This window comes from Magnetospirillum sp. UT-4 (assembly GCF_902729435.1).
Taxonomy (GTDB): Bacteria; Pseudomonadota; Alphaproteobacteria; order Rhodospirillales; family Magnetospirillaceae; genus Magnetospirillum.
This window is the reverse complement of sequence record NZ_CACVCG010000038.1, coordinates 1-19597: the sequence shown is the minus strand read 5'-3', so window position 1 is coordinate 19597 and position 19597 is coordinate 1. Positions and strand designations below refer to the sequence as shown.

20 protein-coding genes are annotated in these 19597 nt (G+C 69.7%); 14 read left to right on the top strand and 6 right to left on the bottom strand.

What is annotated here, in order from left to right; genetic code table 11:
- The first annotated feature begins 31 nt into the window (after window positions 1-31).
- The 3 genes from MTBUT4_RS04030 to MTBUT4_RS04020 all read left to right on the top strand — a co-directional run bounded on the left by MTBUT4_RS04030 (window position 32) and on the right by MTBUT4_RS04020 (window position 3237).
- Window positions 32-577 (top strand): NifU family protein, encoded by a 546-nt coding sequence (locus MTBUT4_RS04030; RefSeq protein ID WP_173978378.1) that lies wholly within the window; start codon window positions 32-34, stop codon window positions 575-577.
- Window positions 578-1106: 529 nt separating this feature from the next.
- Entirely contained in the window at window positions 1107-1778 is a 672-nt protein-coding gene (locus MTBUT4_RS04025; protein ID WP_173978377.1) for a lipid-binding SYLF domain-containing protein, read from the top strand.
- 19 nt (window positions 1779-1797) lie between these two features.
- On the top strand, window positions 1798-3237 hold the full coding sequence (locus MTBUT4_RS04020) for a cobyric acid synthase (protein ID WP_173978427.1): 1440 nt from the start codon (window positions 1798-1800) through the stop codon (window positions 3235-3237).
- A 113-nt stretch (window positions 3238-3350) separates the two neighbouring features.
- On the opposite strand, the gene MTBUT4_RS04015 is transcribed toward MTBUT4_RS04020, so the two are convergent.
- A complete protein-coding gene (locus MTBUT4_RS04015; protein WP_254434729.1) occupies window positions 3351-4523 on the bottom strand; it encodes a penicillin-binding protein activator in 1173 nt (390 codons plus the stop codon).
- Window positions 4524-4654: 131 nt separating this feature from the next.
- On the opposite strand from MTBUT4_RS04015, the gene rsmI reads away from it, so the two are divergent.
- The 8 genes from rsmI to MTBUT4_RS03975 all read left to right on the top strand — a co-directional run bounded on the left by rsmI (window position 4655) and on the right by MTBUT4_RS03975 (window position 11984).
- A complete protein-coding gene (rsmI, locus tag MTBUT4_RS04010; RefSeq protein ID WP_173978375.1) occupies window positions 4655-5605 on the top strand; it encodes a 16S rRNA (cytidine(1402)-2'-O)-methyltransferase in 951 nt (316 codons plus the stop codon).
- Window positions 5602-5985, top strand: a complete 384-nt coding sequence (locus MTBUT4_RS04005; RefSeq protein WP_173978374.1) for a YraN family protein — start codon at window positions 5602-5604, stop codon at window positions 5983-5985. Before rsmI ends, MTBUT4_RS04005 begins: the two co-directional genes overlap by 4 nt.
- Before the next feature lie 61 nt (window positions 5986-6046).
- Window positions 6047-6649, top strand: a complete 603-nt coding sequence (locus tag MTBUT4_RS04000; protein WP_254434728.1) for a BON domain-containing protein — start codon at window positions 6047-6049, stop codon at window positions 6647-6649.
- 4 nt (window positions 6650-6653) lie between these two features.
- Entirely contained in the window at window positions 6654-7466 is an 813-nt protein-coding gene (locus tag MTBUT4_RS03995) for a tetratricopeptide repeat protein (protein WP_173978372.1), read from the top strand.
- Window positions 7467-7483: 17 nt separating this feature from the next.
- Complete coding sequence (gene gshB / locus MTBUT4_RS03990) at window positions 7484-8449, top strand: glutathione synthase (protein WP_173978371.1); 966 nt, start codon at window positions 7484-7486, stop codon at window positions 8447-8449.
- A gap of 221 nt (window positions 8450-8670) precedes the next feature.
- Window positions 8671-10194, top strand: coding sequence for a YifB family Mg chelatase-like AAA ATPase (locus tag MTBUT4_RS03985; RefSeq protein WP_173978370.1), 1524 nt, complete (start codon window positions 8671-8673; stop codon window positions 10192-10194).
- A gap of 104 nt (window positions 10195-10298) precedes the next feature.
- Window positions 10299-11615: an NAD(P)/FAD-dependent oxidoreductase gene (locus tag MTBUT4_RS03980; RefSeq protein WP_173978369.1), complete on the top strand. Its 1317-nt coding sequence runs from the start codon at window positions 10299-10301 to the stop codon at window positions 11613-11615.
- A gap of 15 nt (window positions 11616-11630) precedes the next feature.
- Complete coding sequence (locus tag MTBUT4_RS03975) at window positions 11631-11984, top strand: DUF5368 domain-containing protein (protein WP_173978368.1); 354 nt, start codon at window positions 11631-11633, stop codon at window positions 11982-11984.
- A gap of 7 nt (window positions 11985-11991) precedes the next feature.
- On the opposite strand, the gene dapB is transcribed toward MTBUT4_RS03975, so the two are convergent.
- Genes dapB through MTBUT4_RS03960 form a run of 3 tightly spaced genes read right to left on the bottom strand, consistent with a single transcriptional unit; the run spans window position 11992 to window position 13348 of the window.
- Entirely contained in the window at window positions 11992-12789 is a 798-nt protein-coding gene (gene dapB / locus MTBUT4_RS03970; RefSeq protein ID WP_173978367.1) for a 4-hydroxy-tetrahydrodipicolinate reductase, read from the bottom strand.
- A 17-nt stretch (window positions 12790-12806) separates the two neighbouring features.
- Window positions 12807-13103, bottom strand: coding sequence for a CcdB family protein (locus MTBUT4_RS03965; RefSeq protein WP_173978366.1), 297 nt, complete (start codon window positions 13101-13103; stop codon window positions 12807-12809).
- Complete coding sequence (locus tag MTBUT4_RS03960; protein WP_173978365.1) at window positions 13103-13348, bottom strand: type II toxin-antitoxin system CcdA family antitoxin; 246 nt, start codon at window positions 13346-13348, stop codon at window positions 13103-13105. The genes MTBUT4_RS03965 and MTBUT4_RS03960 overlap by 1 nt, the downstream gene beginning before the upstream one ends.
- A 231-nt stretch (window positions 13349-13579) precedes the next feature.
- Between MTBUT4_RS03960 and MTBUT4_RS03955 the strand changes: the two genes are divergently transcribed.
- On the top strand, window positions 13580-13759 hold the full coding sequence (locus tag MTBUT4_RS03955) for a hypothetical protein (protein ID WP_173978364.1): 180 nt from the start codon (window positions 13580-13582) through the stop codon (window positions 13757-13759).
- A gap of 15 nt (window positions 13760-13774) precedes the next feature.
- Window positions 13775-15316 (top strand): hypothetical protein, encoded by a 1542-nt coding sequence (locus MTBUT4_RS03950; protein WP_173978363.1) that lies wholly within the window; start codon window positions 13775-13777, stop codon window positions 15314-15316.
- 9 nt (window positions 15317-15325) lie between these two features.
- On the opposite strand, the gene dnaJ is transcribed toward MTBUT4_RS03950, so the two are convergent.
- Together dnaJ and dnaK are read right to left on the bottom strand one after the other, a co-directional pair.
- Window positions 15326-16462, bottom strand: coding sequence for a molecular chaperone DnaJ (dnaJ, locus tag MTBUT4_RS03945; RefSeq protein ID WP_173978362.1), 1137 nt, complete (start codon window positions 16460-16462; stop codon window positions 15326-15328).
- Window positions 16463-16558: 96 nt separating this feature from the next.
- Window positions 16559-18478 (bottom strand): molecular chaperone DnaK, encoded by a 1920-nt coding sequence (gene dnaK, locus MTBUT4_RS03940; protein WP_173978361.1) that lies wholly within the window; start codon window positions 18476-18478, stop codon window positions 16559-16561.
- A 180-nt stretch (window positions 18479-18658) separates the two neighbouring features.
- On the opposite strand from dnaK, the gene MTBUT4_RS03935 reads away from it, so the two are divergent.
- A complete protein-coding gene (locus MTBUT4_RS03935; RefSeq protein ID WP_173978360.1) occupies window positions 18659-19528 on the top strand; it encodes a DUF1848 domain-containing protein in 870 nt (289 codons plus the stop codon).
- Window positions 19529-19597: the final 69 nt, after the last annotated feature.

Sequence of the window (19597 nt, the reverse complement as noted above, 5' to 3'; positions counted from 1 at the left end):
GAACCGCCGCCGACACTGAAGGACCGAGAGCATGTTCATCCAGACCGAACCCACTCCCAATCCCTCGACCCTCAAGTTCCTGCCGGGGCGCGAGGTGATGGGCCGCGGCACCGCCGATTTCGCCGCCGCCGACCGCGCCGCCAACTCGCCGCTGGCCACCCGCCTGTTCGCCATCGACGGCGTCGCCAGCGTGTTCCTGGGCGGCGACTTCATCACCATCGGCAAGGACGGTGCCGTCGAGTGGTCGGTGCTGAAGCCGCAGGTGCTGGCCGCCATCATGGAACATTACGCCTCGGGCGAGGCGGCGGTGGAAGGCGGTGCCGAGACCGATTCGGGCGAGGGCGACAGCGAGACCGTGCGCCAGATCAAGGAGCTGCTGGACACCCGGGTGCGCCCGGCGGTGGCCCAGGACGGCGGCGACATCATCTTCCGCGCCTTCGAGGACGGCATCGTCTATCTGCACCTGCAGGGCGCCTGCTCGGGCTGCCCCAGCTCGACCGCGACGCTGAAGCACGGCATCGAGAACATGCTGAAGTACTACGTGCCGGAAGTGGTCGCCGTGCAGGCGGTGGCGTAACGGTCAAACTTTCGTTCGTCATGCCCGGGCTTGACCCAGGCATCCACGCCTCTCCGCCACTCCAACGATGGTGCTGGGGCACAATGTGGATCGCCGGGTCGAGCCCACGGCTGTCCGGTTTAATTTTCGGATTGCCTTCTGGAGCCCTTGGTGACGGCTGCGTCCAGGGTGATGTTGGCGGAAGCGGACAGATTACCCTCGCCCGCCTGCGGGAGAGGGAGGGACCCGTCGCGCCAGCGACGGGAGGGAGAGGGCGCGCGCCGTCAGGTGCGCTTCGCGACAGCGAAAGCGCTGGTTTCTCCAGGTCTTGGGCGCGCCGACGCGCGCCGCCCTCACCCCGGCTCGCTGGCGCTCGTCCCCCTCTCCCGCAAGCGGGCGAGGGGGGCAATTGCCAGCCGAAATTTAAACCGGACAGCCGTGGGTCGAGCCCGGCGATGACGTCTGGGGTGAGGACCAGGCACGCGGGAATTAACCCGTTCGTAAGGCGAAATGTGCTTCGCCTTACGGACGGCTTTCCCGGAGGTGCCGCATGATCCGTATCCTCGTTGCGCTGCTGCTGGCGGTGGGCGTCGCGGCCAAGCCGGCGGCGGCCGAGCCTGCGGCCGAGACCACCCGCATGGTCGCCAAGGCGGCCACCAGCATCGAGCGCCTGCGCCGCGATCCGCAGCTGCAGGGCGACATCGACGCCCTTCTCGCCCGCGCCCGCGCCGTGCTGATCGTCCCCGACCTGGTCAAGGGCGGCTTCATCATCGGCGCCGAATACGGCACCGGCGTGCTGCTGACCAAGGGCGGCGACGGACGCTGGTCGGGCCCCGCCTTCTATTCCGTGGCCTCGGGCTCGGTCGGGCTGCAGATCGGCCTGCAGGATGCCGAGACCCTGTACGTCATCATGAGCGAGGGCGGCCTGAAGGCGGTGATGGACAACCGCTTCAAGGCCGGTGCCGGCGCCGGGGTGGCGCTGGCCCATGTGGGCGCCGGCGCCTCGGCCGCCACCACCACCCATGCCGGGGCCGACATCTACGCCTTCAACAAGGCGGTGGGCGCCTATGGCGGCGCCACCCTGGACGGCTCGGGCATCCTGCCGCGCCACAGCTGGAACGCCGCCTATTACGGCAACAATCCGGCGCCCGAGGACATCCTGATCGCCCGCAGCGTCGATTCGCCGCAGGCCGACCGTCTGCGAGATGTTCTTGGACGATAAGGGCCGCATCCCCGCCCTGATGCTGCAGGGCACCGGATCGGATGTCGGCAAGTCGCTGCTGGCCGCCGGGCTGTGCCGCGCTTTGGCCCGGCGCGGCCTGAAGGTGCGCCCGTTCAAGCCGCAGAACATGTCCAACAACGCCGCGGTGACCGCCGATGGCGGCGAGATCGGCCGCGCCCAGGCGCTGCAGGCGCGAGCCTGCTTCGTCGCCCCGGCCAGCGACATGAACCCGGTACTGCTGAAGCCGCAGACCGACATCGGCGCCCAGGTGGTGGTGCAGGGCAAGGTCTTGGGCAACGCCACCGCCCGCGACTACCACGCGCTCAAGCCCACCCTGCTGCCCCGGGTGCTGGAGAGCTTCCGCCGCCTGGCCGCCGAAGCCGATCTGGTCATGGTGGAAGGGGCCGGCAGCGCCGCCGAGGTCAACCTGCGCGCCGCCGACATCGCCAACATGGGCTTCGCCGAGGCCGCCGATGTGCCGGTGGTGCTGGTGGCCGACATCGACCGCGGCGGCGTCATCGCCAGCATCGTCGGCACCTGGGAGCTGCTGCCCGAGGCCGAACGCGCCCGCCTGAAGGGCTACGTCATCAACAAGTTCCGCGGCGATCCGGCGCTGTTCCGCCCCGCCCTCGACCTCATCGCCGAGCGCACCGGGCTGGCTTGTTTCGGCATCGTACCGTGGTTCCCCGAGGCCGCCCGCCTGCCCGCCGAGGACGCCGCCTCGCTGAGGGCCGGCGCCGGTACCGGCGCGCTGCGCATCGCCGTGCCGCGCCTGTCCCGCATCGCCAATTTCGACGATTTCGACCCCCTGGCCGCCGAGCCGGACGTGCGCCTGTCCTTCGTGGCGCCGGGAAGCCCCATCCCCGCCGATGCCGATCTGGTGATCCTGCCGGGGTCCAAGGCCACCGTCGCCGACCTGGCCTTCCTGCGGGAGCAGGGATGGGACATCGACATCCTGGCCCATGCCCGCCGCGGACGCCCGGTACTCGGCATCTGCGCCGGCTACCAGATGCTGGGTCGGATGGTGTCGGACCCGCTGGGCGTCGAGGGCCCGGCCGGCGGCTCCGCCCCCGGCCTGGGGCTGCTGGACGTCGCCACCGAGATGGCCGGCGACAAGGTGCTGGCCGAGGTGGCGGGCACCGACCGCGCCGGCCGCCCGGTCAAGGGCTACGAGATGCACATGGGCCGCACCCATGGCCCCGACGCGGCACGGCCCTTCCTCACCCTGGCCGGGACGCCCGACGGCGCCGTCTCGCCCGATGGACGGGTGATGGGCTGCTACCTGCACGGCCTGTTCGCCTCGGATTCCTTCCGCGCCGCCTTGCTGGAGGGGATCAGGCCCGGCCGCGACGGCGGGCTGGCCTATGAGGCCCTGGTCGACCAGGTGCTCGACCGCCTGGCCGACCACCTGGAGGCCCACCTGGACGTCAAGGCGCTGGTGGATGTGGCGGGGATATAGCACCATTCCCCTTCGTCATGCCCGGACCTGATCCGGGCATCCATGCGGACGCACGTGGATCGCCGGGTCAAGCCCGGCGATGACGAAAAGGGAGAGCAGGAAGAGGACCGCCTCTACTGCCCCACCGGATTGAAGCTGGTCGGGGCCGGACCCACCTCGCGCGGGCCGGCGCGGGTGACCTCGCGCACCGCCAGGCCGCGGTCGTTGCTGCCATCGGGGAGCAGCCGGAACAGCCCGTCGACGCCGGCGAAGCCGCCCGGATTGGTGATGTTGGCGGTGCTGAAATCGAGGTTCTGGCGCGACAGCGCCGCCGCCAGGGCGGTGGCGTCGTAGGCCGACGAGGCGAGGATGCCGACCTTGGCCGGCAGCGGCCCGAAGGCGGCGGCGTAGCGGCTCTCGAACTCCTGGTGGGCGGCGGTGGGCGGGGCGGCGTACCAGCCACCCTGCAGCGACGGCTCGACCGCCAGCCTGGGATCGTCCCACAGCATGGTGCCGAGGAAGCGGACATCGCCGGGATCGACCTCGAAATAGGTCACCAGCGAGGCCACCGAGCGCAGCCGGGTGCCCTCGTCGGGCAGCATCACCGCGTCGAAGGGGGGCGGCTGCACCGGCTGGGTCTTGTCCCTGGCATGGGCGGCGGCCCGCCGCTCGGATTCGGTGAAGCGCTTGACCGTCTGGGTGGGGTCGGCGGCGGGGTCGTAGAATTCCACCTTGACCACCTGGCCGCCCTGGGCCGCCACCGCCTCGCGGAAGGCGTCGGCGACGGTGCGGCCGTATTCGTCGCTGCGCGCCAGCAGGGCGAAGCGTTCCTTGCCCTGCTGGCGGGCATGGGCGACCACCCGGGCCACCTGCGAGCGCGGCAGGAAGCCCAGCGTGTAGATGCCCTGGCCGATGGCGGTGCGGTCGGTGGTGAAGGCCAGCACGGGCACCGCCGCCTCGCGCGCCACCTGGGCGGCGGCCTTGACCTCGGGCGAGAACAGCGGCCCCAGCACGATGTCGGCGCCCTGGGCCACCGCCTGGCGGGCGGCGGCGGCGGCGCCCTCGGGCGTGCCCCTGGTGTCGAGCGGAATCAGGTTGAGGCGCTGGTCGCCGACCTCGAACAGCGCCAGCTGGGCGGCGTTGGACATGGCTTGGCCATAGGCGGCGTAGCTGCCGGACAGCGGCACCAGCAGGGCGGCCCGGACCTCGTCCTTGTCGGCCATGGCGGCCGGCGGGGCGGGAAGCGGCGCGGCGGGAGCCGGCGCGGCGGGGGCGGCCGGCGGCACCGGCGCCCCGGGCAGCTGCACCTGCGGCCGTGCCCCCGGCGGCGCCTGGACCGGAGGGGTCGATGGCGCCGTGGTTTCGGCGGGCTTGGTTCCGCGCAGCCAGGGTGGTAAATCTGAAGATTGACAACCGCTCAGCAGCAGGGCCGCCACCAATGGCAAGGCAGCGACACGGCGCCACCGCGAAAGCATCGGGCGCACGGACATCCTCCAAGGAAACCACCACGGCCGAGCCGGAGGGTAGTCCGCCCAAGGCCGGAAGGCAACCGCCGCCGGGCCTGTCGCTGGTGGCCACCCCCATCGGCAACATGGGCGACATCACCCTGCGCGCCATCGAGACCCTTCGGGGTGCCGACCTGGTGGCCTGCGAGGATACCCGCGTCACCGGCAAGCTGATGGTCCGGCTGGGGCTGGAACGCCCGCTTTTCGCCTATCACGAACACAACGCCGCCACCGCCGGACCCGAGCTGATCCTGCGCATGAAGGCCGGAGCCCGGGTGGCGCTGGTCTCGGATGCCGGCACGCCGCTGGTCTCGGACCCCGGCTACCGTCTGGTCCGCGCCTGCGTCGCCGAGGGGGTGGCGGTCACCGCGGTGCCGGGGGCGTCGGCGCTGGTCACCGCGCTGCAGCTGTCGGGCCTGCCCACCGAGCGCTTCCTGTTCGCCGGCTTCCTGCCGTCCAAGGCCAGCCAGCGGCGCCAGGTGCTGCGCCAGATGGCCGAGGTGCCGGCCACCCTGATGGTCTATGAATCGCCCAAGCGGCTGGGCGAGTCCCTGGCCGACATGGCCGCCATCCTGGGCGCGCGCGAGGCGGCGGTGGCGCGCGAGCTGACCAAGCTGCACGAGGAGGTGGCACGCGGCGACCTGTTCGCCCTGGCCAACCGCTATGCCGAGGCCCCGCCCAAGGGCGAGGTGGTGGTGGTGGTGGCCCCCCCGGGCGAGCCCGAGCCGGCCGCCGAGGAGGACCTGGAGGCGCGGCTGAAGCGGGCGGTGGCCGACGGCGCCAGCGTGCGCGACGCCGCCGCTTTGGTGGCCGCCGCCACCGGCCATCCCCGTCGCGAGGTCTATGCCCGCGCCCTGGCGCTGCTGGACGGCGGCAAGGGGTGAGCGCCTCGGCCGCGCGCCAAAGGGCCCTTCGGCGCGGCCGGACCGGCGAGGCGCTGGCGGCGTGGTGGCTGCGCCTCAAGGGCTATTCGGTGCTGGCCCGCGGCCACGCCACCGGGCGCGGCACCGGTGCCGGCGAAATCGACCTGGTGGTGCGCCGCGGCGGCGTGCTCGCCTTCGTCGAGGTCAAGGCCAGGGCCGCCATGACCGACGCGCTGCACGCCGTCACCGCCAACCAGCGCCGCCGCATCGCCCGCGCCGCCGAGGCCTTCCTCGCCCGCCGGCCCGACCTGACCGCCTGCACCATGCGTTTCGATACCGTGATGGTCGCCCCCTGGCGGCTGCCCCGGCACATCCCGAACGCCTGGCGGATGGATGCTTGAGGGGCGCCCCGCCCCGCCGGTACACTGGAGTCCCTGTGGAGCCCCTGAAGAGGACCGCGCCGTGACGCACTCGCCCTTGATATCCGCCTGTGCCGCCCTCGCCTTGGCCGGGCTGCTGTCCGGCTGCGCCGGCGCGGTGATCGGAGCCGGCGCCACCGCCGGCGTCGCCGCCGCCGAGGAGCGCGGCCTCGACGGCGCCGTCGAGGACACCCGCATCCGCACCGAGATCAACGATCTGTGGTTCCGCCACGACGTCGAGATGTACCGCAAGGTGACCCTGGCCATCTCGGAGGGGCGGATATTGCTGACCGGCCTTGTCCCCACCGACCAGGCCCAGGCCGACGCCGTGCGCCTGGCGTGGCAGGCGGCCGGGGTCCGCGAGGTCTACAACGAGATCCAGGTGCGCCCCGCCGGCTCCGGCCTGATCGACGACAGCCGCGACGTCTGGATCCAGCAGGAGCTGAAGGCCCGGCTGCTGTTCGACAAGGAGGTCCGCAACATCAACTACACCGTCGACGTCACCGATGGCGTGGTCTACCTGCTGGGCATCGCCCAGAGCGAGGCGGAGCTGCAGCGGGTCATCGCCCATGCCCGCGAGCTGTCCCACGTCAAGGGGGTGATCAGCCACGTCCGGCTGAAGACCGACCCCCGCCGCAACGGCTGAGGCCATGCGGGCGAGCGGCCGCGCCCTGCGTCAGCGCCTGGCCGCCATGGCCGGAAGCGGCGACGCCGCCGGCCTGGCCGAGGCGGCGCTGCTGCTGGCCTGCCTGGAGCGCGGCGACGATCCCGCCCCGGGGCTGGCGGTGCTGCAGCCGCTCACCCGCGGGCTGGCGGCGGGAACCGGGCTCGACGCGCCGGCCCGCGCCGGTCTGCTGGTCGAACACCTGTTCGTCGGCCACGGCTTCCACGGCGGCGGCGACGAGGACGAACCAGACCTCGCCTGGCTGCTGGAGCATCGCCGCGGCGGCCCCGAGGCGCTCGGCATCCTGTGGCTGGAGGCCGCCCGCGGCGCTGGTTGGAGCGCCGAGGCGCTGGCCTTTCCCGCCCATTTCCTGGTGCGCCTGACCGACGACTCGGGCGGAAGGGCCATCATCGACCCTTCGGGCGGCGGCCGCGTGCTGGAACCGCCCGACCTGCGCACCTTGATGAAGCTGCGCACCGGCCTGGCCGCCGAGATGACCCCCGACCTGTTCCGCCCGCTGTCGGATCGCCAGATCCTCTTGCGGCTGCAGAACGAAGCCAAGCTGCGGCACCTGCGCCGCGGCGACGTCAGCGCCGCGCTGGCGGCGGTGGAGGCGGCCCTGCTGTTCGCCCCCGACCAGGATCTGCTGTGGCGCGAGGCCGGGCTGATGCACATGCGCCTGGACCATCTGGCGGCGGCGGTGGCGGCGCTGGAACAGTTCATCGCCCGCACCGGCAGCGGCCCGGCGCGCCTGCGGACCCAGCAGCTTGTCCAGGAAATCCGCGCCCGCATGGGCTGAAGCGGAGGAGAAAAGCCATGAGCCTTGCCGTCGCCATCCAGATGGACCCCATCGAGGGCATCGACATCAACGCCGATTCCACCTTTGCCCTGGCGCTGGAGGCGCAGCGCCGCGGCCACGCCCTGTTCCATTACCTGCCCAGCGCCCTGGCGCTGAAGAACGGCCGGGTCTCGGCCTGGGTGCGGCCGCTGTCGGTGCGCCGGCAACCGGGCGACCACGCGGTGCTGGGCGACCCGCAGCTGGTCGATCTGGCCACCATGGACGTGGTGCTGATGCGCCAGGACCCGCCCTTCGACATGGCCTACATCACCGCCACCCACCTGCTCGAGCACATCCACCCGGCGACCCTGGTGGTGAACGATCCGGTGCATGTGCGCAACGCTCCGGAAAAGCTGCTGGTCACCCACTTCCCCGGGCTGCTGCCGCCCACCCTGATCACCGCCGACCGCCGCCAGATCCTGGATTTCCGCGCCGAATACGGCGACATCGTGCTGAAGCCGCTGTTCGGCAACGGCGGCGCCGGGGTGTTCCACGTCACCCCCGGCGACGAGAACCTCAACAGCCTGCTGGAGCTGTTCACCCAGCTCTACCGCGAGCCGGTGATCGTGCAGCAATACCTGCCCGAGGTGCGCGAGGGCGACAAGCGCATCATCCTGGTGGACGGCCAGCCGGCCGGCGCCGTCAACCGGGTGCCCAAGGCCGGCGAGGCGCGCTCCAACCTGCATGTGGGCGGGCGGGCCATGAAGGCGACGCTGACCCAGCGCGACCGCGAGATCTGCGAGGCCATCGGCCCCACCCTGCGGGCCCGCGGCCTGGTCTTCGTCGGCATCGACGTGATCGGCGGCCACCTCACCGAGATCAACGTCACCTCGCCCACCGGCATCCAGGAGATCGACCGCTTCGACGACATCTGCATCGAGGCCCAGATCTGGGACGCCATCGAACTGCGCCACGCCTCCACCGCCGCCGTGCCCACTGCCTGAGAAATCAAGGGGTTGGCGGCGGCACCAACACCGTTTGCAGTTGACGGGCCGTGCTGCCTGCAAATGAAGTTGGGTCTTTAACTGCAAATTCAGGTGCAGCCCCCGCCGCCGCCCCGCCCTGTTGCGCTCTGGCAACATCCGGGCAGATGAAAACCGCCCCTGGCCGACACCGCCCGCCGATTGTATGCTGCGGCTCGCCGGAGAGGGGAAAAACACAGCCGATGACCACCCACGCGCCCACCATCGCCTTTTCCGGCATCGACTGCCTGGAGATCGACGTCCAGGTCCAGGTGGCAGGCGGGTTGCCGGCCTTCACCATCGTCGGCCTGCCCGACAAGGCGGTGGGGGAGAGCCGCGAGCGGGTGCGGGCGGCGTTCAATTCGCTGGGGCTGGCGCTGCCGCCGAAACGGATCACCGTCAACCTGGCCCCCGCCGATCTGCTGAAGGAGGGCAGCCATTTCGACCTGCCCATCGCGCTGGGCCTGCTGGCCGGCATGGGGGTGCTGCCGCCCGACGAGGTGGCCGGCTATGTCAGCCTGGGCGAGTTGGGCCTGGACGGCTCGCTGGCGGCGGTGTCGGGGGTGCTGCCGGCGGCCATCGCCGCCTCGGCCGCCGGACGGGGCCTGATCTGCCCGGCGGTGCAGGGGTCCGAGGCGGCCTGGGCCGGCGACCTGGAGATCCTGGCGGCGCCGTCGCTGCTGGCCCTGGTCAACCATTTCAAGGGCATGCAGGTGCTGGCCCGGCCCGAGCCGAAGCTGGCCGAGGACGACCCCGATCCCCTCGACCTCAGGGACATCAAGGGCCAGGAATCGGCCAAGCGGGCGCTGGAGGTGGCGGCGGCCGGCGGCCACAATTTGCTGATGATCGGCCCGCCCGGGTCCGGCAAGTCCATGCTGGCGGCCCGCCTGGCCGGGCTGCTGCCGGCGCTGGAGCCGGCCGAGGCGCTGGAGGTCAGCATGATCCATTCGGTCGCCGGGCACCTCGCCGACGGCCGCCTGCTGCGGCGCCGCCCCTTCCGCGATCCCCATCATTCCGCCTCGGTCCCGGCGCTGGTGGGGGGCGGCTCCAGGGCCAAGCCGGGCGAGGTGTCGCTGGCCCATAACGGCGTGCTGTTCCTGGACGAGCTGCCCGAGTTCCAGCGCGGCGCCCTGGAGGCCCTGCGCCAGCCCCTGGAATCGGGTCGCGCCAGCGTCGCCCGGGCGGCCGCCCACGTCACCTATCCCGCCCGGGTGCAGCTGGTGGCGGCGATGAATCCGTGCCGCTGCGGCTATCTCGGCGATCCCGCCCAGGCCTGCAGCAAGGCGCCCCGCTGCGGCGCCGAATACCAGTCGAAGATCTCGGGGCCGCTGTTCGACCGCATCGACCTGCATGTGGAGGTGCCGGCGGTCAACCCGGCCGATCTGTCGCTGCCGCCGCCGGCCGAGGGCTCGGCCGAGATCGCCGCCCGCGTCGCCGCCGCCCGCGCCGTCCAGGCCGAACGGCTGGCCGCCCTGGCGCCGGGCCGGGGATGGCGCACCAATGCCGAAGCCGACGGCGAGACCCTGGAGCGCATCGCCGCCCCCGATGCCCCGGGCCGCGCCCTGCTGACCGAGGCGGCCGAGCGTATGCGCCTGTCGGCGCGCGGCTATCACCGGGTGCTACGGGTGTCGCGCACCCTGGCCGATCTCGACGGCGCCGAGGGCGTGCGCCGCCTCCACGTCGCCGAGGCGCTGTCCTACCGCCGGCTGGTGCCCGGACGGTCTTGACGATTCACATTGTTTGCAAGAGCAAACAGCCGTTAGCATATGAGCCATGACTCATGTACTAACGTCACCAGGATGCAGTCGCATCCGGTGGCCGGAGCCTGCCCATGACCACCCACCTCGACCGCCGCCGCTTCCTGAAACTCGGTGCCGCCGGCCTGGCCGCCCTTCCCGCCCTGCCGGGAACCGGGGCCAAGGCCGCCACCAAGGTGTCCACCAGCGCCCATATCGTCATCGCCGGAGCCGGCGCCGCCGGCCTGGCCGCCGCCTCCCGCCTTGCCGAGCGGCTGGAGGGGGCGCGCATCACCATCATCGACGCCCGCAAGGAGCACTATTACCAGCCGGGCTTCACCCTGGTGGCCGGCGGCCTCAAGCCCGAGGGCTACGTCACCTCGGCCACCCGCGACTACCTTCCCGCCTCGGTCCGGTGGATCGAGGAGCGCGTCGCCGAATTCGACCCCGAGGGCAACAAGGTGGTGACCGAAGGCGGCCAGTCGGTGGGCTATGACGCGCTGATCGTCGCCACCGGCCTGCAGCTGGATTACGGCGCCGTCGCCGGCATGGAGGTGGACCGCATCGGCCGCGACGGGCTGGGCAGCGTCTATGCCGGCCCGGGCGCGGCGGCCGCCACCTGGCAGGCCATGTCGCGCTTCGCCGACCAGGGCGGCCGCGGCCTGTTCCTGCGCCCCAACACCGAGATGAAATGCGCCGGGGCGCCGCTCAAATACGCCTTCATCACCGACGATTATCTGCGCCGGCGCGGCAACCGGTCCAAGGCCGAGCTGGTCTATGCCGCCAACAACAAGGCGCTGTTCAGCGTGCCCATCGTGTCCGAGAAGGTGCGCATGCTGTTCCGCGACCGCGCCATCCAGACCCGTTACGACCACGTCATGACCGCCATCGACCTGGGGGCCAAGGTGGCCACCTTCAGCACCCCCACCGGTCCGACGGAGATCGGATACGACTTCATCAACGTCGTGCCGCCCATGCGGGCGCCCGAAGCGGTGCGCGCCTCGCCGCTGCCCTGGCAGGGCGGAGCCTGGGCCGCCGATGGCTGGATCGAGGCCGACAAGGCCACCCTGCGCCATCCCCGCTTTCCCAACGTCTTCGCGGTCGGCGACGTGGCCGGCGTGCCCAAGGGCAAGACGGCGGCCAGCGTCAAGTGGCAGGTGCCGGTGGCGGTGGACCACCTGGTCGCCCAGCTGCAGGGCAAGACCTCGGATTCGGTCTACACCGGCTACACCTCGTGCCCGCTGATCACCCGGCTGGGCCGCGCCATGCTGGTGGAGTTCGACTACGACAACAACCTGACGCCCTCGTTCCCCGGTGTGATCGCGCCGCTGGAGGAGCTGTGGATCACCTGGGTGATGAAGACCATCGCGCTGAAGCCGACCTATCTCGCCATGCTGCGCGGCCACGCCTGAGGACGGAGACGAACCATGAGCAGTTTCGACCCCATCGTGTTCTTCTACGTCTTCAACGAGATGCTGGGCCCCGTCCTGTGGGTGCTGGTGGCGCTGGCGGTGGCCGGCATCGCCGGCTTCCTGACGGTGCTGCTGCGCGAGGGCAGCATCGACAGCCGCCGTCTGGTGCGCGCCGAGCTGGCCGGCCTGGCCGGCGGCGTCGCCGCCCTGGTGCTGATGGCCAAGGTGACGCTGTCGGGCTTCACCGATGCCGGCGGTCCGGTGGACTGGCTGCTGGTCGGCCTGATCTGGGGCATCGGCCTGGCCGGCACCACCATCCTGGTCTACGCCGTCCTGGGCCTGACCGGCGGACGGCGGATCGACACCTGAGCGGCCCCTACAGTCCCAGCACGTCGCGCATGGTGTAGAGGCCCGGCGGCTTGCCGTGGGCCCACAGGGCGGCGCGCACCGCGCCCTTGGCGAAGACGGCGCGGCTGGAGGCCTTGTGGGTGAGCTCGACCCGCTCGCCCTCGGCGGCGAACATCACCGTGTGATCGCCGACCACGTCGCCGCCGCGCAGGGTGGCGAAGCCGATCTCGCCGCGGGGACGGGCGCCGGTATGGCCGTCGCGGCTCTTGCACCAGACGCCGTCCAGCGCCACGGCGCGGCCCTTGGCCGCCGCGCGGCCCAGGCCGAGGGCGGTGCCCGAGGGGGCGTCGACCTTGTGGCGATGGTGCATCTCGACGATTTCGATGTCGTAATCGTCGCCCAGGATGGCGGCGGCGCGCTCGGTCAGGGCCATCAGCAGGGTGATTCCGACGCTGAAATTGGGGGCGTAGACCACCGGGGTGCGGTCGGCGGCGGCCTGCAGGTGGGCCTCGGCGTCCTTCGACAGGCCGGTGGTGCCGACCACCAGGACACGGCCGGTCTCGGCCGCCAGGGCGGCGTGCAGCACGGTGGCGGCGGGGGCGGTGAAGTCGATGACCGCGTCCGAGGTCTCGAACAGCCGGCGCGGATCGTCGCCGATCAGCGCATCCAGGTCGCCGCGCCCCAGCAGCTCGCCGGCATCGCGCCCGACCGCGTCCGAACCGGGGCGCTCGGTGCCGCCGGCCAGGGCGCAGCCCTCGGCCGCCAGCACCGCCTCCATCAGCATCCGCCCCATGCGCCCGGCGCAGCCGACGATTCCGATCTTCATTGGTTCAGTCCTTCTTGTCAGATGCCGGTGAACAGGAAATCGAGGGCGGCGATGATCTCGTCGCGGTGCGATTCAAGGGAATGGACGCAGTCCGTGAAATGTGCCCGGGGAATGGCGGCAAGCAGGTTGGTCACCAGCACATAGCTCTGGCCGTCCAGATCGAAGATCGGCTGAAGGTGGCGCATCGGCCTCTCCCAGTCGTCCGCGGGATAAAGCGGGGCTGCCACGACGGCATTGAAATGGTTGATTGAATCATCCTGAAGGATCAGGAGGTGCGGCCCGGATCGCGGGCGATAGACGTCGAACTGGCGCATCAGAACATTCGCAGCCCGTCGCTCCACAGGCCATGCTTCTCCAGCCAACGATTCTGGCTCTCGATGGCCTCCTTGTTCTCCTCGTACCAGGCCTTGGCCTTGGCCTCGCGCACCAGCCGCGCCAGCTCCTTCTCCAGGGTCTGGCTGAGGTTGATGCCCAGCGCCTTGGCCTGGGCCAGCAAATCCTCGTTGACGCTGACGTTGCAGGCCTTGCGCGGAGCCTTGGGATCGAACAGGGCGTTCATGGCACATCCCCATGGGTCATGCGCATAGGATATGCGCATATCGACCTGAATTCCAAGCCCCGGCCAACGCAGGCCGACGGCATGGGAGCCTAGGTGTCCTGCAAAAACAAAGGGCGGTGGGCTCCCAATCCGGCTTGCGCTTGTTGACTCAGACCAGTACCCTGTGCTAAGCGCACGCCTCGGAAGCGTTATGCATATATTTGGTTGTGATTCTGCGACAAGGATTGGTGAATGGCCGATTTCGTACTTGAGGCGTCCACGAGCGACTCCGCCGCTATCGACCAAGAGGCGACGTTGAACGAAATCAGCTTTTCGTGGCAGATAGACGAGACCGCGCTGGATGAGTTGCGAGCAATCGACAAGAGTCTGCAGGAAACCGTGCTAAAAAGCACATCTCTGGCTCTGCGCTAGAAAGCAGGGGCCGGCATGGGCACAAGTGTGCGATGGACTTCCATCAGTGATGGTAATTCCATCGAGAACTTCCTCAGAGATAAGGCCGATATTAAGCTGGACGCAGCCACAAAACGGGTGTGTGACCATCTTCGCACCTTGGGCGTCCGTAGCTGCGTGCTTGAAATGGGATACCTCGATAAAGATTTCTCGCATGATTTCTCAGCCTTCTACGCTCACACATTTCGAAGCAACACGAAGGAATGCCGTCGCATGCATTTCTTCGCTCTGGACGTCGCCGAGCGTCTCAGGCCGCACCAGACCGAAATGTGGCGCTGGGCGGAAGTCGTGGGCGAGGACGGAATAGAGTCCTATCTCGGCTTCATCGTTCTGCGGCCGCTACAGCACGCCCCGCTCGGGCGCACCAACCTCCGGCCGCCGCCCCAGAAGCCTGGGGTTCCGCGAACAGTCCTGGTGTCCCCTCACGAGGCGAACCTGCTTGGCCAGCGCATGAAAATTGAATGCATGCCATTCATCCAACAGGATGCCAAGGTCGGCGCCTGCGCGCAGGCAGCGATGTGGATGGCCGGCCGCTACAACCACTGTCTCCGGCGCGAAGGCTGGCATTCGGTCGCCGACATCACCCGCTTCGCAACCGACCCCATCGATGCCTCGCTGAGTACGGGCCTGCCGGCCGGTGCCGATGGTCTTCGGCTCGACCATATCGCTCGCGCATTCCGGCGGATGGGATATCAACCACAGACGTTTGCGGTGAAATCCGATGCGGTCAGGCCGATCGAAATAGTCGCCCGCTACGTGGACTCCGGCATACCGCCGGTCCTCGGGCTTGACCTCGGTGAACCGGTCGGCCATGCGGTCACGGTGGTCGGCATGGAGTTCCATCCGCACATGCCCGCCTCCGCGAGGTCCGTCGGCGACTGTGTACGGTCGTTCCTTGTTCATGATGACCAGCGGGGCTGCTACCTTCGCCTCTATGCGCGGGCAAGCGATGCCGATCCCAATGACCCGGATGCCCTGAATACTGTGACGGACGGTACGCGCCGCTGCCTGACGGTAGAGGACAATTTCAGCAGTATGATAATCGCGCTGCCGAGCAAGGTGTTCCTTCCCGGCGAGAAGGCCGAGACTGCGGCGGCAGGCCTGTTCCGCAGCGCCATAGCCCAGAACGGTGGCGCCGGCTCTAAGCTCAAGGCTCTTTCCGACGCCGCCGCATGGGTTAATGAAGGCCTCATGGTGCGCACCTATCTGACCACGGGGGAGAGCTACAAGCGATCAATCGCCCGCGCCAAGGGTATGCCCCCCACTTGGCGCAAGGAGATACTCCTGACTGCCTTGCCTCGCTATGTCTGGGTCAGCGAGATGCGCCCGAAGACGGCAGGTATCGAGCCGTTAACCGCCCCTATGGTTGGACACGTTGTGATCGACGCCACTTCGGCCAGCCCGGAATATGCAGGTCTTATCACCGCAATTCCTGGCCTCATGTTTCCCTACGGTAAGGGCACACCCCAACGGGACTTGGCGGGCGAGAGCTATTCGTTTCCAAAGCCGGAATGGTGACGGTACGCCCTACTCCGTCAGATCCTTCCACAGCTCCTTCACCTTGGCGAAGAAGCCGTGGCTTTCGGGGCTGTGGCGGCCGGCTTCGGTGGTGTCGCCGGCTTTTTCGAACTCGCGCAGCAGTTCCTCCTGGCGCGGGGTCAGGCGGACCGGGGTTTCGACCATGGCCTGGATGAACATGTCGCCGCGGGCCGGGCTGCGCAGCACGCTCATGCCCTTGGATTTGAGGCGGAACTGGTTGCCCGGCTGGGTGCCCGGCGGGATGGTGACCTTGGTCAGGGTGCCCTCGATGGTGGGGACCTCGATGGTGCCGCCCAGGGCCGCGGTGACCATGGGGATGGGGACGCGGCAATAGATGTTGGCGCCGTCGCGCTGGAACAGGCGGTGCGGCTTGACCGTCAGGAACAGGTAGAGGTCGCCCGCCGGGGCGCCGCGCATGCCGGCCTCGCCCTCTCCGCCCAAGCGGATGCGGGTGCCGTCCTCGACCCCGGCCGGGATGTTGACCGACAGGGTCTTGTCCTTGCGCACCCGGCCCTGGCCGCCGCAGGTGCGGCAGGGGTCCTTGATGACGCGGCCCATGCCCTGGCAGGCCGGGCAGGTGCGTTCGATGGTGAAGAAGCCCTGCTGGGCGCGGACCTTGCCGGCGCCGTGGCAGGTGGGGCAGGCGACCGGCTGCGAGCCGTCCTTGCCGCCAGTGCCGTTGCACGACTCGCACTGGGCCGAGGAGGGCACGGTGATGGTGGCGGCCTTGCCGGCGAAGGCCTCCTCCAGGCTGATTTCCATGTTGTAGCGCAGGTCGTTGCCGCGGCCCGAGGCCTGGCCGCGCCGGCCGCCGCCCATGAAGTCGCCGAACATCTCCTCGAACAGGTCCGAGAAGCCGCCCGAGAATTCGAAGCCGCCCGGGCGCCCGCCGCCGCCGCCCTCGAAGGCGGCATGGCCGAAGCGGTCATAGGCGGCGCGCTTCTGGTCGTCCTTGAGGACGTCGTAGGCCTCGTTGATCTCCTTGAACTTCTCGGCCGCCGTCGGGTCATCCGGATTGCGGTCCGGATGGTACTGCATGGCCAGCTTGCGGTAGGCCTTCTTGAGATCGTCCGCCGAGGCGCCGCGTTCGACGCCGAGGGTCTCGTAGTAGTCGCGCTTGCTCATGCGGTCTCGATTGGCCTGGTCACGGACGACCGCCCCGGGGAAGGATCGCTTCCTCCGGGGCGGCGATGGCACATCTCAAGGCTGGCAGCCCCTACCCTACTTGGTCTTCTTGTCGCCGTCGACTTCCTCGAAGTCGGCGTCGACCACGCTGCCGTCCTGGCCGGCGGCGGCGCCGTCAGGCTGGCCCTCGGCGCCGGCGCCGCCGGCGGCCTCCTGGGCCTTGTACATGGCTTCGCCCAGCTTCATGGACGACTGCATCAGCACTTCGGTCTTGGCCTTGATGGCCTCGGCATCGTCGCCGTCCATGACCGCGCGCAGGGCGGCGATGTCCTTCTCGATCTCGGACTTGAGGCCGGCCCCGGCCTTGTCGCCGAATTCCTTCAGGCTCTTCTCGGTGGTGTGGATCAGCGAGTCGGCGTGGTTGCGGGCCTCCACCGTCTCCTTGCGCTTGCGGTCGTCGGCGGCGTGGGCCTCGGCCTCCTTGACCATGCGGTCGATGTCGGCATCGTTGAGGCCGCCCGAGGCCTGGATGCGGATCTGCTGTTCCTTGTTGGTGGCCTTGTCCTTGGCCTGGACGTTGACGATGCCGTTGGCGTCGATGTCGAAGGTGACCTCGATCTGCGGCACGCCGCGCTGGGCCGGCGGAATGCCCATCAGGTCGAACTGGCCCAGCATCTTGTTGTCGGCGGCCATCTCGCGCTCGCCCTGGAAGACCCGGATGGTGACCGCGGTCTGGCTGTCCTCGGCGGTGGAGAACACCTGGGACTTGCGGGTGGGGATGGTGGTGTTGCGGTCGATCAGGCGGGTGAACACGCCGCCCAGGGTCTCGATGCCCAGCGACAGCGGGGTGACGTCGAGCAGCAGGACGTCCTTGACCTCGCCCTTCAGCACGCCGCCCTGGATGGCGGCGCCGATGGCCACCACCTCGTCGGGGTTGACGCCCTTGTGCGGCTCGCGGCCGAAGAATTCCTTCACCACCTCCTGGATCTTGGGCATGCGGGTCATGCCGCCGACCAGGATCACCTCGTCGATCTCGCTGGCCTTGAGGCCGGCATCCTTCAGCGCCGCCTTGCAGGGCTCGACGGTGCGGGCGACCAGGTCCTCGACCAGGGCCTCCAGCTTGGCGCGGGTGAGCTTGATGTTGAGGTGCTTCGGCCCGGCCGCGTCGGCGGTGATGAAGGGCAGGTTGACCTCGGTCTGCATGGAGGACGACAGCTCGATCTTGGCCTTCTCGGCGGCCTCCTTCAGGCGCTGCAGCGCCAGGCGGTCGCCGCGCAGGTCGATGCCCTGCTCCTTTTTGAACTCGTCGGCCAGGTAGTCGATGATGCGGGCGTCGAAATCCTCGCCGCCCAGGAAGGTGTCGCCGTTGGTGGACTTCACCTCGAACACGCCGTCGCCGATCTCCAGCACCGAGATGTCGAAGGTGCCGCCGCCCAGATCGTAGACCGCGACGATGCCGGTGCCCTTGCGCTCCATGCCATAGGCCAGCGCGGCCGCCGTCGGCTCGTTGATGATGCGCAGCACCTCGAGGCCGGCGATGCGGCCGGCGTCCTTGGTGGCCTGGCGCTGGGCGTCGTTGAAATAGGCCGGAACGGTGATGACCGCCTGGGTCACCTTCTCGCCCAGATACGACTCGGCGGTTTCCTTCATCTTCATCAGGATGTAGGCCGAGACCTGGCTGGGGCTCTGCTTGCTGCCCTGGGCCTCGACCCAGGCGTCGCCGTTGTCGCCGTTGACGATGTGATAGGGCACCAGGTTCATGTCCTTCCTGGTGATCGGATCGTCGAAGCGGCGCCCGATCAGGCGCTTGATGGCGAACAGGGTGTTGGTCGGGTTGGTCACCGCCTGGCGCTTGGCCGGCTGGCCGACCAGGCGCTCGCCGGAATCGGTGAAGGCGACCATGGAGGGGGTGGTGCGCATGCCTTCGGCGTTCTCGATGACGCGGGCGGACTTGCCCTCCATCACCGCCACGCAGGAATTGGTGGTGCCGAGATCGATGCCGATGACTTTGCTCATGTCTTCCTCTTGACTTTGGCCGGCCCCAGCGGTCCTGGAACTCGCGGCAACCGCCGGGACCCCCGGAAGGGTGAAAATGGATCAACCAAGCTGATGAGGCGCCTCGCGCCCACCGGCGTTATATAGGGTGGGGCCGGGGGCCTGCAACTCTCGGGGCGCCCGCCACCGGAATTGGATGGCATGATCGTTTCCGCCAGCTACCGCACCGACATTCCCGCCTTCTACGGCGCCTGGTTCCGCAACCGCTTCCGCGCCGGCTTCGCCCGCGTCGCCAACCCCTATGGCGGGCCGGAGTCGGTGGTGCCGCTGCGGGACGGCATCGACGGTTTCGTGTTCTGGACCAGGAACGCCGAGCCCTTTGTCGACGCCCTGCGCGAGGTCCGCGCCGCCGGCCTGCCCTTCGTGGTCAGCCACACCGTGACCGGCGGCGGCCGAGCCGTCGAGCCCTCGACGCCCGAGCCGGCGCGGGCGGTGCGCTCCATGCGGGCGCTGGCCGCCGAGTTCGGGCCGCGCGCAGTGGTGTGGCGGTTCGACCCCATCCTGCTCACCGACTCCGCCCCGGCCGAGGCCCAGCTGGAGACCTTCACCCGCCTGGCCGAGGCCCTGGCCGGCGCGGTGGACGAATGCGTCATCTCCTTCGCCACCCTGTACAAGAAAAGCATCCGCAACCTGAAGGACGCCGGCGTGGCGTGGAGCGACCCGCCCGACGACGAGAAGCGCGCCCTGGCCGGGCGGCTGGCCGAAGGGGCGCAGGCCGCCGGGATGCGCCTGACCCTGTGTTCCCAGGCGGATTATTGCGTGGACGGAACGACCCTGGCCGCCTGCATCGACGCCCAAAGGCTGGAGGACGTCGCCGCCGGCTGGGGCCTGGAGCGCACCATCAACGCCAAGATCAAGGGCAACCGCCCCGACTGCGCCTGTCATGAATCCCGCGACATCGGCGCCTACGACACCTGCCCCATGGGCTGCGCCTATTGCTACGCGGTGTCATCCCAGGCGGCGGCGAAGCGGCGGTATCGGGGGCATGATGCGGAGGGGGAGAGGTTGTAGGGGGGGGTTAGGATTTCAGCAACACGGATGAACCCGGGCGCCTGACGGCGCGCGCGGATGGACGGTGAT

What these genes read in the sequence shown, in the direction of transcription:
- MTBUT4_RS04030 (WP_173978378.1), top strand. Translation starts at nt 32, where the DNA reads ATGTTCATCCAGACCGAACCCACTCCCAATCCCTCGACCCTCAAGTTC.
- MTBUT4_RS04025 (WP_173978377.1), top strand. Translation starts at nt 1,107, where the DNA reads ATGATCCGTATCCTCGTTGCGCTGCTGCTGGCGGTGGGCGTCGCGGCC.
- MTBUT4_RS04020 (WP_173978427.1), top strand. Translation starts at nt 1,798, where the DNA reads ATGCTGCAGGGCACCGGATCGGATGTCGGCAAGTCGCTGCTGGCCGCC.
- rsmI (WP_173978375.1), top strand. Translation starts at nt 4,655, where the DNA reads ATGGCAAGGCAGCGACACGGCGCCACCGCGAAAGCATCGGGCGCACGG.
- MTBUT4_RS03995 (WP_173978372.1), top strand. Translation starts at nt 6,654, where the DNA reads ATGCGGGCGAGCGGCCGCGCCCTGCGTCAGCGCCTGGCCGCCATGGCC.
- gshB (WP_173978371.1), top strand. Translation starts at nt 7,484, where the DNA reads ATGAGCCTTGCCGTCGCCATCCAGATGGACCCCATCGAGGGCATCGAC.
- MTBUT4_RS03985 (WP_173978370.1), top strand. Translation starts at nt 8,671, where the DNA reads ATGACCACCCACGCGCCCACCATCGCCTTTTCCGGCATCGACTGCCTG.
- MTBUT4_RS03980 (WP_173978369.1), top strand. Translation starts at nt 10,299, where the DNA reads ATGACCACCCACCTCGACCGCCGCCGCTTCCTGAAACTCGGTGCCGCC.
- MTBUT4_RS03975 (WP_173978368.1), top strand. Translation starts at nt 11,631, where the DNA reads ATGAGCAGTTTCGACCCCATCGTGTTCTTCTACGTCTTCAACGAGATG.
- dapB (WP_173978367.1), bottom strand. Translation starts at nt 12,789, where the DNA reads ATGAAGATCGGAATCGTCGGCTGCGCCGGGCGCATGGGGCGGATGCTG.
- MTBUT4_RS03965 (WP_173978366.1), bottom strand. Translation starts at nt 13,103, where the DNA reads ATGCGCCAGTTCGACGTCTATCGCCCGCGATCCGGGCCGCACCTCCTG.
- MTBUT4_RS03960 (WP_173978365.1), bottom strand. Translation starts at nt 13,348, where the DNA reads ATGAACGCCCTGTTCGATCCCAAGGCTCCGCGCAAGGCCTGCAACGTC.
- MTBUT4_RS03955 (WP_173978364.1), top strand. Translation starts at nt 13,580, where the DNA reads ATGGCCGATTTCGTACTTGAGGCGTCCACGAGCGACTCCGCCGCTATC.
- MTBUT4_RS03950 (WP_173978363.1), top strand. Translation starts at nt 13,775, where the DNA reads ATGGGCACAAGTGTGCGATGGACTTCCATCAGTGATGGTAATTCCATC.
- dnaJ (WP_173978362.1), bottom strand. Translation starts at nt 16,462, where the DNA reads ATGAGCAAGCGCGACTACTACGAGACCCTCGGCGTCGAACGCGGCGCC.
- dnaK (WP_173978361.1), bottom strand. Translation starts at nt 18,478, where the DNA reads ATGAGCAAAGTCATCGGCATCGATCTCGGCACCACCAATTCCTGCGTG.
- MTBUT4_RS03935 (WP_173978360.1), top strand. Translation starts at nt 18,659, where the DNA reads ATGATCGTTTCCGCCAGCTACCGCACCGACATTCCCGCCTTCTACGGC.